This window comes from Streptomyces sp. SCSIO 30461 (assembly GCF_037023745.1).
Classification (GTDB): domain Bacteria; phylum Actinomycetota; class Actinomycetes; order Streptomycetales; family Streptomycetaceae; genus Streptomyces.
The window spans coordinates 7226532-7239037 of record NZ_CP146101.1 but is presented as its reverse complement, the minus strand read 5'-3'; the positions used below and the strand labels follow the sequence as shown (position 1 = coordinate 7239037).

Annotated in this window: 9 protein-coding genes and 1 pseudogene; 7 read left to right on the top strand and 3 right to left on the bottom strand. The window is 69.1% G+C overall.

What is annotated here, in order from left to right; genetic code table 11:
- Positions 1–75 precede the first annotated feature (75 nt).
- The 5 genes from V1460_RS32475 (at position 76) to V1460_RS32455 (ending at position 7345) form a co-directional block, all read left to right on the top strand.
- Positions 76–1557, top strand: coding sequence for an aldehyde dehydrogenase family protein (locus V1460_RS32475; protein WP_338677168.1), 1482 nt, complete (start codon positions 76–78; stop codon positions 1555–1557).
- 26 nt (positions 1558–1583) lie between these two features.
- Complete coding sequence (locus V1460_RS32470; protein WP_338677167.1) at positions 1584–3131, top strand: GMC oxidoreductase; 1548 nt, start codon at positions 1584–1586, stop codon at positions 3129–3131.
- Positions 3128–4276, top strand: a complete 1149-nt coding sequence (locus V1460_RS32465) for a glycine betaine/L-proline ABC transporter ATP-binding protein (protein ID WP_338677166.1) — start codon at positions 3128–3130, stop codon at positions 4274–4276. The genes V1460_RS32470 and V1460_RS32465 overlap by 4 nt, the downstream gene beginning before the upstream one ends.
- A 64-nt stretch (positions 4277–4340) precedes the next feature.
- Complete coding sequence (locus V1460_RS32460) at positions 4341–6323, top strand: ABC transporter permease subunit (RefSeq protein ID WP_338677165.1); 1983 nt, start codon at positions 4341–4343, stop codon at positions 6321–6323.
- Between the two features lie 50 nt (positions 6324–6373).
- On the top strand, positions 6374–7345 hold the full coding sequence (locus V1460_RS32455) for an ABC transporter substrate-binding protein (RefSeq protein WP_338677164.1): 972 nt from the start codon (positions 6374–6376) through the stop codon (positions 7343–7345).
- A 75-nt stretch (positions 7346–7420) separates the two neighbouring features.
- Here V1460_RS32455 and V1460_RS32450 read toward each other — a convergent pair whose 3' ends face one another.
- Complete coding sequence (locus tag V1460_RS32450; protein ID WP_338677163.1) at positions 7421–7813, bottom strand: VOC family protein; 393 nt, start codon at positions 7811–7813, stop codon at positions 7421–7423.
- 111 nt (positions 7814–7924) lie between these two features.
- Positions 7925–8116: pseudogene (locus V1460_RS32445) on the bottom strand (carboxymuconolactone decarboxylase family protein); the annotation flags it as partial.
- On the opposite strand from V1460_RS32445, the gene V1460_RS32440 reads away from it, so the two are divergent.
- Positions 8103–9383 (top strand): MFS transporter, encoded by a 1281-nt coding sequence (locus V1460_RS32440; RefSeq protein WP_338677162.1) that lies wholly within the window; start codon positions 8103–8105, stop codon positions 9381–9383. The pseudogene V1460_RS32445 and the gene V1460_RS32440 overlap by 14 nt on opposite strands.
- Positions 9384–9395: 12 nt before the next feature.
- Here the strand turns inward: V1460_RS32440 and V1460_RS32435 are convergent, their stop codons facing one another.
- Positions 9396–9905 carry a hypothetical protein gene (locus V1460_RS32435; RefSeq protein ID WP_338677161.1) on the bottom strand — a complete coding sequence of 170 codons (510 nt, stop codon included), beginning with the start codon at positions 9903–9905 and terminating at the stop codon, positions 9396–9398.
- A gap of 214 nt (positions 9906–10119) precedes the next feature.
- Between V1460_RS32435 and V1460_RS32430 the strand changes: the two genes are divergently transcribed.
- Complete coding sequence (locus V1460_RS32430) at positions 10120–12435, top strand: hypothetical protein (RefSeq protein WP_338677160.1); 2316 nt, start codon at positions 10120–10122, stop codon at positions 12433–12435.
- Positions 12436–12506 lie beyond the last annotated feature (71 nt).

Here is a 12506-nt window from a genome sequence, read left to right as displayed (position 1 = left end):
GACCCCGGGGCAGGCGATCCGCTCACCAGTCTTTGCTGGTGGGAGACATACCGGGAATGGAAGGCCAAACGCGACGTGTCGGTACAACTGACCATCCACGTGGACGGAGATTGGCGCAAAGCTGCCTCCGGGGCCACGCGAGAGATCCTCGACCCCGTCGACGCCACCGCCTTCGCCGTCGTGGCGGAGGGTGGCGTCGCGGATACCGATGCAGCGATCGACGCCGCGCGCCGCGCGTTCGACCACGGTGACTGGCCCCGGACTCCGGTGGCCGAGCGGGCCGCCCTGCTGCGGCGGGTCGCGGGGCTGCTGCGCCGTGACCGCGAGCAGCTCGGGCTGCTCGAGAGCCAGGACGCCGGCAAGACGGTGGAGGAAGGTCGGGTCGACATCGACTGCGTCGCCGACGCGTTCGCGTACTTCGCCGACCTGGTCGTGAACGAGACCGGTCGTGTCGTGGACGCCGGTTCCAGCGAGATCCACAGCGTGGTCGTGCATGAGCCCGTGGGCGTGTGCGCGCTGATCACGCCCTGGAACTACCCGCTGCTCCAGGCCAGCTGGAAGATCGCCCCGGCGCTCGCCGCCGGCAACACCTTCGTGATCAAGCCCAGCGAGATCACCCCGCTGACCACGGTCGCGCTGATCCGTCTGCTCCAGGAGGCGGGACTCCCCGCCGGTGTCGCCAATATCGTCACCGGCGCCGGCGACACCGTCGGCGCGCGCCTCGCCGAGCACCCGGATGTCGACCTCGTGTCCTTCACCGGCGGCATCGTCAGCGGCACCAAGGTCATGCGCGCCGCCGCCGACACCGTCAAGAAGGTCGCCCTGGAACTCGGCGGCAAGAACCCGAACGTGGTCTTCGCCGACGCCTGCGCCACCGCCGCGGGCTTCGACACCGCCGTGGACCAGGCCCTCAACGCCGCCTTCATCCACAGCGGCCAGGTCTGCTCGGCCGGTTCCCGGCTGATCATCGAGGAGTCCCTGCGCGAGCGTTTCGTCGACGAGCTCGCCCGCCGCGCCGAGAAGATCCGTATCGGCCGCGGCACGGACGAGGGCGTCGAGTGCGGCCCCCTCGTCTCCGCGCAGCAGCTCGCCAGGACCGAGGACTACGTGGCGTCCGCCCTGACCGAAGGCGCCGTGCTGCGCGCGGGCGGCATCCGGCCCGAAGGCCCCGGCTACTTCTACCGGCCCACCGTCCTCGACCGCTGCCATCGCGGCATGCGGGTGATCCGCGAGGAGGTCTTCGGTCCGGTCCTGACCGTGGAGACCTTCCGCACCGAGGACGAGGCCGTCGCCCTCGCCAACGACACCGAGTACGGCCTCGCGGGCGCCGTGTGGAGCGGCGACCCCGGGCGTGCCAGGCGGGTCGCCGGGCGGCTGCGCCACGGCACGGTCTGGATCAACGACTTCCACCCCTACCTCCCGCAGGCGGAGTGGGGCGGTTTCGGCAAGTCCGGCATCGGCCGGGAACTGGGCCCGGCAGGGCTCGCCGAGTACCGCGAGACCAAGCACATCTACCAGAACCTCGCCCCGCGCCCCGTGCGCTGGTTCGCAGGCTGAGACAGACGCGGAGCGGAAAACACACCATGAACAAGGCCAAGCACATACCCGAGTACGACTATGTCGTGGTCGGGGGCGGTACCGCGGGTTCGGTGATCGCCTCCCGCCTCACCGAGAACCCGGACACCACCGTCGCCGTCATCGAGGGCGGTCCGAGCGACGTCGGCCGCGATGACGTGCTGACCCTGCGCCGCTGGATGGGTCTGCTCGGCGGGGAGCTGGACTACGACTACCCCACCACCGAGCAGCCACGCGGCAACTCGCACATCCGGCACAGCCGCGCCCGGGTGCTCGGCGGCTGCTCGTCGCACAACACCCTCATCGCCTTCAAGCCGCTGCCGTCCGACTGGGACGAATGGGCGGAGTCCGGAGCCGAGGGCTGGAACGCGGCGGCGATGGACCCGTACTTCGACCGGCTGCTCAACAACATCGTGCCGGTGGATGAGGCGGACCGTAACGCGATCGCACGCGACTTCGTGGACGCCGCCCAGTCCGCGCTCGGGGTCCCTCGCGTCGAGGGCTTCAACAAGAAGCCGTTCGACGACGGTGTCGGCTTCTTCGACCTCGCCTACCACCCCGGGAACAACAAGCGCTCGTCGGCTTCGGTGGCCTATCTCCATCCGGTCATGGACGAGCGGCCCAACCTCACCATCCTGCTGGAGACCTGGGCCTACCGGCTGGAGCTGGACGGCACCCGCGCCACCGGCGTCCATGTGCGCGGCAAGGACGGCGAGGAGCGGCTGATCACCGCGCGGCGCGAGGTCATCGTCTGCGCCGGCGCGGTCGACACTCCGCGGCTGCTGATGCACTCCGGAATCGGGCCCAAGTCCGACCTGGAGGCGCTGGGCATCCCCGCCGTCCACGACCTGCCGGGTGTCGGCGAGAACCTGCTCGACCACCCCGAGTCGGTGATCGTCTGGGAGACCCACGGGCCGATTCCGGAGAACTCGGCGATGGACTCCGACGCCGGTCTGTTCGTCCGCCGGGACCCCGAACACCAGGGCCCTGACCTGATGTTCCACTTCTACCAGATCCCGTTCACCGACAATCCGGAGCGGCTCGGCTACGAACGCCCGCCGCACGGTGTGTCGATGACGCCGAACATCCCCAAGCCGCGCAGCCGCGGCCGGGTCTACCTCACCAGCCCCGACCCGGAGGTCAAGCCCGCGCTCGACTTCCGCTACTTCACGGACGAGGACGACTACGACGGCCGCACCCTCGTGGACGGCATCCGCATCGCCCGTGAGATCGCCCAGGCCGAGCCGCTCGCGGGCTGGCTGAAGCGGGAGGTCTGCCCCGGCCCTGAGGTGACGGGCGACGAGGAGCTCAACGAGTACGCGCGCAAGGTCGCGCACACCGTCTACCACCCGGCCGGCACCTGCCGCATGGGTGCCGCGGCCGATGAACTCGCGGTGGTCGCTCCCGACCTGAAGGTCAGGGGCATGGACGGAATCCGTATCGCGGACGCGTCCGTCTTCCCGACGATGCCGGCCGTGAACCCGATGATCGGCGTCCTGATGGTGGGCGAGAAGTGTGCCGAACTGCTGAAGGAAGCGGGGAGTGAGACCCGATGACCGAAACGACCAAAGCCACTGAGGCCACTGCGGCTGCCGAAGCCACCGCGGCCGACAAGGCCGCCGAGGCGACCGCGGCCGATGCCCCGACCGCCGCTGACGACTCACCGGTGTTCGCCGTACGCGACCTGTGGAAGGTCTTCGGACCCAAGGCCGACCGTGTCCCGCAGTCGGCCGAACTCGCCGCTCTCGACCCCGCCGAGCTGCGCGAACGCACCGGCTGCACCGCGGCTGTGCGCGATGTGAGCTTCGACGTGCGCCGGGGCGAGGTGTTCGTCGTCATGGGTCTGTCGGGCTCCGGAAAGTCGACACTCGTCCGCTGCCTGACCCGGCTGATCGAACCGACCTCCGGTTCGATCGCCATCGACGGCGAGGACGTGCTGTCCATGGACAAGGCGCGGCTGCGTGAACTGCGCCGGCACCGGGCGTCGATGGTGTTCCAGCACTTCGGCCTGCTGCCGCACCGCTCCGTGCTCGACAACGTGGCCTACGGCCTGGAGATCCAGGGCGTCGGCCGCTCGGCCCGCCGCGCCAAGGCTGCCGAGTTCGTCGCCAAGGTCGGGCTCGAGGGCATGGAGCACCGTCGCCCCGGCCAGCTCTCGGGCGGTCAGCAGCAGCGCGTCGGCCTCGCCCGCGCCCTCGCCGTCGACCCCGAGGTGCTGCTCTTCGACGAGCCGTTCAGCGCGCTCGACCCGCTGATCCGGCGCGACATGCAGGATGAGGTCGTCCGGCTGCACCGCGAGGAAGGCCGCACGATGGTCTTCATCACCCATGACCTGAGCGAGGCGCTGCGCCTCGGCGACCGGATCGCGCTGATGCGCGACGGCCGGATCGTGCAGCTCGGCACGCCCGAGGAGATAGTGGGCTCGCCCGCCGACGACTACGTACGGGACTTCGTCCGCGATGTGCCGCGCGAGCAGGTACTGACCGTCCGTACGGCGATGCGCCCGGTCGACGACGCCAAGGAGACCGAGGCCGGTCCCGCGGTGTCTCCCGACGCCACCGTCTCCGAGGCCATCGAGGCGGTCGCCCGTGTGGGCGTGCCCGCCCGGGTGATGGACGAGGGCCGCTGCGTCGGTGTGGTCGACCACGCCGCGCTGCTCGCCGTGGTCGCCGGTGTCGACCCGAAGGCGGTGGCGGCATGACAGGCAAGGACGGACCGGGACGAACGGCCATGACCTGGCAGGCTCAGAAGGCGAGGTGGTGCGGATGAGCGGCATCACAGTGGACTCAGTGACGAAGGCCGACAGGCCTGGAGCCGCGGACGCGGCACCCGGGCAGGCCGGCGGACTCGGCGACTTCGTACGCCGTCGGCGCGGACTGCTCGCGGGCGGCGGCGCCCTCGCCGCGCTCATCGTGCTCGGCGCACTGCTGCTCGGCGGGGGGGCCTGGCCGACGGCGCTGACCGTGGACATCTCGGCGCCGCTCGACGGCGCCAACGACTGGGTGATCGACAACCGAGACACCCACCCCCTCTTCCTCTACTTCCTGCTGCACCTGTCCAACACGGCGACCGAGGCGGTCAACGGCGTGTACCAGGGCCTTGACGCGCTCGGCTGGCTGGGCGTGGTCGCCGCCGGAGTGCTGGTCGCCTGGCGTGCCGCCGGACTCGGCGCGCGCGGCGCCCGTGTGGCGCTCACCGCGCTCGGCGCGTTCGCCGTGTGCGGACTGCTCGGCATGTGGGACGCCACCCTGATCACCATCGCGCTCATGGTGGTGGCCGTGGCGGTGGCGGCCTTGCTCGGCGCGCTGATCGGACTGCTCGCCGGAGTCTTCGACCGCTTCGACCGGGCGCTGCGCCCGGTGCTGGACACCATGCAGGTGCTCCCGGCGTTCGCTTACCTGCTGCCGTTCGTGCTGGTCTTCGGCACCGGGACGCCCGCCGCGCTGTTCTGCACGGTGATCTACGCGGCTCCGCCGATGGCGAGGCTCACCGCGTTGGGCCTGCGCGGCGCCGACGCGGGCGCCCTGGAGGCCGCGCAGTCGCTGGGCGCCAGCGGCTGGCAGCGGCTGTGGACGGCCCGGCTGCCGCTGGCCCGCAAGCAGATGCTGCTCGGTCTCAACCAGACGATCATGATGGCGCTGTCGATGGTCGTCATCGCCGCCCTGGTCGGCGCCGGAGGCCTCGGCGAAGAGGTCTACTCGGCGCTGTCCACGACAGACGTCGGCAAGGCCTTCGCCGCGGGTGTCCCGATCGTGCTGATCGCGATCTGGCTGGACCGTACGACGGCCGCCGCGGGTGACCGCCTGGCCGCCACGGAACCGGGCGGCGGCTGGCTGCACGGCGGGCGGGCCTGGGCGCTGGTCGCCCTGGGTGCCGGCGCCGCCGCCGCCGTACGCACCAGCACCTGGCCCGAGGCGTGGACGTACGAGATCTCCACGCCGGTGAACCAGGTGCAGGAGTGGATCACCGGCAATCTGGCCTTTGTGGAGGTCTGGGCACGCGAGTTCACACTGTGGATCCTGAACCCGCTGCGGGACACGCTGATGTGGCTGCCATGGTGGTCGGTGCTGCTGCTTGTGGCGGCTGCGGCCTGGCTGGTGGGCAACTGGGTCTCCGCGCTCACGGCGACCGCGGCGATGGGCGCCATCGGCGCGCTCGGTGTCTGGAGCAGGTCCCTGGACACGCTGTCCCAGGTACTGGCCGCGCTCGTGGTCACGCTGGTGCTGGGCATCCTCATCGGTGTGCTCAGCGCACGCGCCGGATGGGTGGAACGGTTGCTGCGTCCGCTGCTGGACGCGATGCAGACGATGCCGCAGTTCGTGTATCTGATCCCGGTGGTCGCGCTGTTCGGCGCCACCCGCACATCGGCGATCGTCGCCGCGGTCGTGTACGCGCTGCCCGCTGTCGTACGGATCACCACCCAGGGCCTGCGCGAGGTCGACCCTGGCGCGATGGAGGCCGCGCGTTCGCTCGGCTCGTCCGCACGCCAACAGCTCTTCGGCGTTCAGCTGCCGCTGGCTCGCCCGGCGCTGCAACTCGCCGTCAATCAGGGCGTGGTGCTGGTGCTGGCCGTGGTCGTCGTCGGCGGTCTCGTCGGTGGCGGTGCGCTCGGGTACGACGTCGTGAAGGGCCTGTCCCGGGGCGAGATGGGCCTCGGTATGACGGCCGGTATCGCCATCGTCTGCCTGGGGCTCGTCCTGGACCGGATCACCCAGCCTGCGGCGCGCGGCGCGCGCAAGCACAACTGACCCCCGCACAGCCGTTCCTCTTTGCCTGAACGACAGGAGTATCAAGTCCCATGCGTACTGTTCGAAACTCACGCACCACCCGCACCGCCATTGCACTCGTCGGCGCCCTCGGTGTCCTTTCCCTCTCCGCCTGCAGCGCCGCCGAGACCGGCAAGAGCAGTGACGTCGGCGGCGACAAGACGGTGAAGCTGACCGTCCCCTCGTGGGTCGGCGCCCAGGCCAACGTGGCCGTGGCCAAGCACATCCTGGAGAAGGAGCTCGGCTACAAGGTCAAGACCCAGCAGATGGGCGAGGTGCTCGCCTGGGACGCAATGTCCAAGGGCGACATCGACGCCGTGCTGGAGGACTGGGGCCACCCCAAGGAGGAGAAGCAGTACGTCGAGACGAAGAAGACCGTCGTCAGCGGTGGTGACATGGGCGTCACCGGCCACATCGGCTGGTACGTCCCCAAGTACTTCGCCGACAAGCACCCCGATGTCACCGACTGGAAGAACCTCAACAAGTACGCCAAGGAGTTCAGGACGGCGGAGAGCGGCGACAAGGGCGAACTGCTGGAGGGCTCGCCGGACTACGTCACCAACGATGACGCGATCATCAAGAACCTGAAGCTGGATCTGAAGACCAACTACGCCGGTTCCGAGGCGGCCCAGATCACGGCGATGAAGAAGTACGCGAAGGAGCAGAAGCCCTTCCTGACGTACTGGTGGACGCCGCAGTGGCTGAACGCCGAGATCGACATGGTCGAGGTCAAGCTGCCCGAGTACAAGGAGGGTTGCGACGCCGACCCGGAGAAGGTCGCCTGCGCCTACCCGCACACCCCGCTCCAGAAGTGGCTCAACGCCGACTTCGCCGAGAAGGGCGGCGACGCGGCCCAGTTCCTGAAGAACTTCAAGTGGACGACAGAGCAGCAGAACGCGGTCGCGCTGATGATCGCGGACCAGAAGATGGCGCCGGAGGCGGCGGCTGAGAAGTGGGTCAAGGAGAACGAGGCCACTTGGAAGGCATGGCTCCCGAAGAAGTAGCGGCCGTCTGCGTGCGAGCGGGCGGACCTGGGCCAACTCCCACTGTCCCGGGCTCGCCCGCCCGCACGAGGACGGCTACTGCGGCTTGGTAGCGAGCTGGATCAGGTTTCCGCAGGTGTCGTCGAACACGGCGACGGTGACGGGTCCCATCTCCGCGGGCTCCTGGGTGAACCGCACGCCGAGGCCGCACAGGCGCTCGTACTCCGCCCGGACATCGTCAACGGCGAACTGTGCGAGCGGGATGCCGTCCTTGACCAGTGCGTCGCGGTAGGTCCTGGCGGCCGGGTGGCGTGCCGGTTCCAGAAGGAGTTCGGTGCCGCCCGGCTCGTCGGGCGATACGACGGTCAGCCACCGGTCCTGCGCGCCCACCAGGACGTCGTGCTTCTTCACGAAGCCCAGGATCTCGGTGTAGAAGCTCAGCGCCCTGGCCTGGTCATCGACGAAGACACTGGTCAGATGGATCTTCATGAGGTGCTCTCCGCTGTGAGACGGTCGTCGGCCACGACGCCAGGATAGGCCGGAGCACCCCCGTGTCCCCGGCTTGTCCTCGGCCCCGTGCCCGCAGTCCGCTCAGGCCGCTCAGTGCGCGAACTGCCCCGGTGTGTAGTGCCCCGGCACAGCCCGCGTGGTGACACCGAACCGGTTCCAGGCGTTGATCACCGTGATCGCGGCGATCAACTGCGCCAGCTCCGCCTCCTCGAAGTGCTCAGCCGCCCTCTCGTACACCTCGTCCGGTACGAAACCGTCGGTCAGCACGGTGACCGCCTCGCTCCCTCGCTCCCTCGGCCCGCATGCCGCCGACCACCTCGTTGCCGTCGGGCAGTCGGGCTACGTCCTCGCCCTGGTCCTCGTCGTCCCACTCGGCGACATCGTCCCCCGCCGCCCCCTCGTGACGGTCCTGCTCGGCTTCGGTGCCGCAGCCCTGGCGCTGACCGCCGCCGCCCGCAGCGCGGCTTTCCTCCTCACGGCCGGGGCCGTCATCGGACTCACCTCCGCAGCCGTCGTCAACACCCTCGTCCCGTACGCCGCCGCACTGGCCGCGCCCGCCGAACGCGGGCGCGCCATAGGGACGATGCTCACCGGCGGCCTCGCCGGACTGCTGCTGTCCCGGACGGTCGGCGGCCTGGTGGCGCAAGCCATCGGCTGGCGGGCTCTGTTCGCGGGAGCGGCGGCCGTCACCGTGCTGCTGGCCGCCGTGCTGACCCGCGTGATGCCGCAGGCGCCTTCCGACCTGGCCGTCCCGTACCGGGACCAGATGCGCGCCACCGTGCGCCTGGCCGCCACCCACCGCCGACTGCGGCGGCGCTCGCTCATCGGGGCGTGCTCGTTCGGAGCGTTCGCCGTGTTCTGGTCGACCGTCGCCCTCCACCTCGCCGAGCCGCCCTATGCGTACGGCCCCGCGCAGATCGGCCTGCCGGCCCTGGCCGGCGCCGCCGGAGCGCTCGCCGCCCGCCGGCTCGGCGCCGCTGCCGACCGTGCGGACGGGGACCGGGCGGCCGGAGACCAGGCCACCCGGGTAGCGCTCATCTCCGGTGTCGCGTCCTTCGCCGCACTGTGGGCAGGAGGCCGCCATCTCGGCTGGCTGATCGTCGGGCTTCTGGTCCTGGACACCGCCGCCAACGCCACCCACCTGCTCAACATGCGCGTCGTCTACGGAATCGAAGACGCCCGGGGCCGCCTCGCCTCGGCCTATATGACCCTCTACACGCTCGGCGGCGCAATCGGCGCGGCCACCGGACCGCTCCTCTACGCGGTCGGCGGCTGGACCGCCACCTCCCTGCTGGGCGCCGCGTCATTCGGCATGGGCCCCTCCGAATGCGTGGTCATCGAGGACAGTCCCAACGGAATCCTCGCCGCGAGAGCCGCCCGTATGCCTGTCATCGGCTATACGGCCCTTACGCCCGCGAGCAGGCTCGCAGGGGCGACGGCCCTGGTGCCCCGACTGGTCGAGGTTCTCGACCACCTCGACCACCTCGACCGCCTCGACCGTCTCGATGACGCCCGGCAGCGGAGGAGGGGGACGCGCACCATCCGCTGAAGGCTGGTCATGTCACCCTGTCTTGGGCCGCTGTACGCCGTCTTCCTCCTTCACCGGACACCAGGTGGGATCCTTCTCCCGCTGCGCATCGGCGGCGATCTGCATCCATCCGTGCTCCTCGGCGAACACTTCGCCGGTTCCTTCACCCAGGGCCCGTCGGACGATTTCGCACACGTGGACCGGTCCCGCCTTGTGGACGGGATCGACGATCACGACAGGATCGTCGTCCTCATGACCGGACCGGTCCCAGTGGCCTCCGGCGGTGAAAAGGATGGTTTCCCCGAGGTAGGCGCCCAGCCCGCGGATGTAGAGGTTGATTCCGGCTGCGTTGCCTGGCTGATCCTGGTAGGCGAGGGCGGCGGCTTCCAGGGCGGGCAGGCTCGCGGGGCTGTAGTCGCAGACGAAGTCACCGGGCAATGGCAGGCCGTCGTGTGCGATGAGTTTGCTGATTTCGATGGCGATCTCGTCCAGCCATACGGTCTGGGCTTGGCTGGAGCTGTGGGGATATTCGCTGAGGGGCATGGATTGAGCGTAGGGGTCAGGTGTGACGAAGGAGTAAGTGAACTGCAAACGTGACGTGTTGGGTCGGAGTGTGGCGATCTATCGCCTGTTGCCAATGGGTTGATGCGAATTAGGGTGGCGATTCGTGGTCGCATCAACGGGGGGCGTGCGCCACGCCATTCGGGGGTCCTGCCCTCGGATCGTTGTTTCCCTGCCCCCGTAAGGGGACCGATTCATGCACTCCGCGATACGTGTGCGCGGCCGCTCCTGGCTGCGTGCGGTGGCTGTCGTGCTCGGCGCCGCCACTTTGGCTGCCGGGCCGTTACCGGGCCTGGGTGGGGCCGCTGAGGCAGCCCCCGGGCCGGACCGCTGCCAGGACAAGTACGGCACCGGCCCGACCCCGCCGCCCCGCTCCACACTTCCCGGCTATAAGCCCGCGGGTCCCGACAGGTGGCAGACCCCGAACGCGGCAGACAAGTTCTATGACTACGATCATCTCGCTCTCGGGTACGGCGACCTGGACGACCCCGACAAGATCACCATTCCCCCGGGCAAGACGAAGAAGGACTTCGCATGGGGAAGCCCTGAGCACTCGGTGCTGTCCTGGAAGGAGAACCAGGCCACCAGTAAGAAGTACGAGGGTTCTTACAACGAGTGGCTGAACAACGTCTACGCCCGCAACGAGGGAAACAACAAGCGTGGCGCCGGGTTCGAACGCGAAGTCGTCCGGCACTTCAACCTCGGCGGCGTCGACTGGCTGTGCCAAAAGCGGCTCAAGGACATGGACCCCAAGCTGCACAAGGAACTCGAACGCGTCCTCGGCAAGAACGTGATGAAGGACGGTCGTACCTTCGACGCGGTCAATCCGCGCACCAGGACCATCTATGAGATGAAGTCCGGGATCGACCAGTCCCGCCCCGGTCAGCTCAAGATCGACGCCGAACTCGTCAAGCGCGGATGGCGCGTGGTCTACATCAACGGCCAGCACCCCGACCCCACCACCGTCGGCAAGTACAAGGCTGCCGGCGTTCAGTACTACCGGCACGGCGCCACCCCCAATCCGCGGTTCGAGACCGGCCGTTGGACCCCTCGTAGCACCACGCTGCTGACCCCGGACCCGAACAGGCCGTCGTTCGGTGCCGGCGCCAACACCGTCAGGCAGTCGCCGCCCACCCCGGCAGATGTCCGGCGCATGCAGGAACGCGCGGCCGGCAGGGTTACCGACCCCGGTCAGAACATGCGCTCTTACGGCGGTATCGACTTCTCGACGCTCGACATCTCCTACATCGGGCAGACGGCCGGGGGAAACGTTTCCTACGCCTTCAGCGCGAAGAACACCGAGGAAGGCGAAGGCGGCTGGGGAGGCAAGGAGAAGGCGCAGCTCATCAATGACGCGTTCTTCACCTGGCTCGCCCTCACCCCGGATCACTTCTGGGTCAACCTCAACCCCGACGACCCCGACACCATCATGAAGGCGCCGTTCGACAAGACCGACGCTGGGCGCATCCTCCTTGAAGCCGACATGGAGATGAAGCGCGACTTCGGTCGTGCCCAGGACCCCGAGACCGAATCCGGCCGTCGCTTCTGGAACGAGATCTCCAAGGTCGACGGCGCCCCCTGCATGGGCTCGACCCGGAACTGGATCACGCCGAAGAAGGCCAAGGTGCGCCAGGAGGACGACGGCCTCTACATCCTGGACGCGCCGTTGGATGTCAAGGCGGTGAACGAGGACTACAGCACCCCCGGCCCCGGCGGCGCGATGCCCTGTGAGCTGACCGAGGCACAGAAGCGGCACAACATCCGCGTCTACCGGGACACGCTGGTGCCGGTGGTGACCAAGCTGGTCAACCAGGATGCCAAGTACGCCGACCTGCGGCGCGTCTACAAGGCACGCATCGCGGCCGAGTACGTGCGCCAGACCGTCACCAAAAACCCTGATGCGTTCGGCGGCTCGTTCGCCGAGATCGTCAACAGCGACAACGTCAAGCGCTGGCCGCTGCGCGGGAAGAACGCCGACTGGGACAAGATGACCGTCTGGCGCGAGATGAGGAAGTCGTACACCGAAGGTGACTTCAAGTACGAGATCCCTGTCGGCGGCCAGGTGTGGACGTACACCGTAGGCGGCGTCGATATGACCCAGCAGCCCCAGCAGCCCATCAGCAAGGCCGACTTCCAGGCCGAGAAGCCGAACCTGCCGTCAGTGACCAAGGGTGCCCGGAACGAGGTACTCGGCTACCAGGACACAGGGACCACGCTGCTCGGTGGCGACAACTCCGGTACGGCTGGAGGCGGGAAGCCCACCCCGACTCCGACCCCGACCGGGCCGGACGCCCCCACTCCGAGTGACGGTCCCTCCTCGCCCCCGGCCCCCGATCCGTCGACCAGCACGCCTGGAGGTGAACCTACCCAGGGGCCGAGCGATCCGGACGGCGACCTCGCCGGCACCGGATCCAGCCTCCCGGTCAAGCTCCTCTCCGCACTGGCCGCGGCCCTCCTCTGCTCCGGCGCGGCCCTGGTGTGGTGGAAGAACCGCCGTAGCGCCGGAAGTTAGCTCACCTCTGCACTCCGATGGCATGGGAAGGCCCCGCGTTGGCGGGGCCTTCTGTGCGCCGGAGGCGAAGA

What these genes read in the sequence shown, in the direction of transcription:
- V1460_RS32450 (WP_338677163.1), bottom strand. Translation starts at nt 7,813, where the DNA reads ATGAAGATCCATCTGACCAGTGTCTTCGTCGATGACCAGGCCAGGGCG.
- V1460_RS32430 (WP_338677160.1), top strand. Translation starts at nt 10,120, where the DNA reads ATGCACTCCGCGATACGTGTGCGCGGCCGCTCCTGGCTGCGTGCGGTG.
- V1460_RS32435 (WP_338677161.1), bottom strand. Translation starts at nt 9,905, where the DNA reads ATGCCCCTCAGCGAATATCCCCACAGCTCCAGCCAAGCCCAGACCGTA.
- V1460_RS32455 (WP_338677164.1), top strand. Translation starts at nt 6,374, where the DNA reads ATGCGTACTGTTCGAAACTCACGCACCACCCGCACCGCCATTGCACTC.
- V1460_RS32465 (WP_338677166.1), top strand. Translation starts at nt 3,128, where the DNA reads ATGACCGAAACGACCAAAGCCACTGAGGCCACTGCGGCTGCCGAAGCC.
- V1460_RS32470 (WP_338677167.1), top strand. Translation starts at nt 1,584, where the DNA reads ATGAACAAGGCCAAGCACATACCCGAGTACGACTATGTCGTGGTCGGG.
- V1460_RS32460 (WP_338677165.1), top strand. Translation starts at nt 4,341, where the DNA reads ATGAGCGGCATCACAGTGGACTCAGTGACGAAGGCCGACAGGCCTGGA.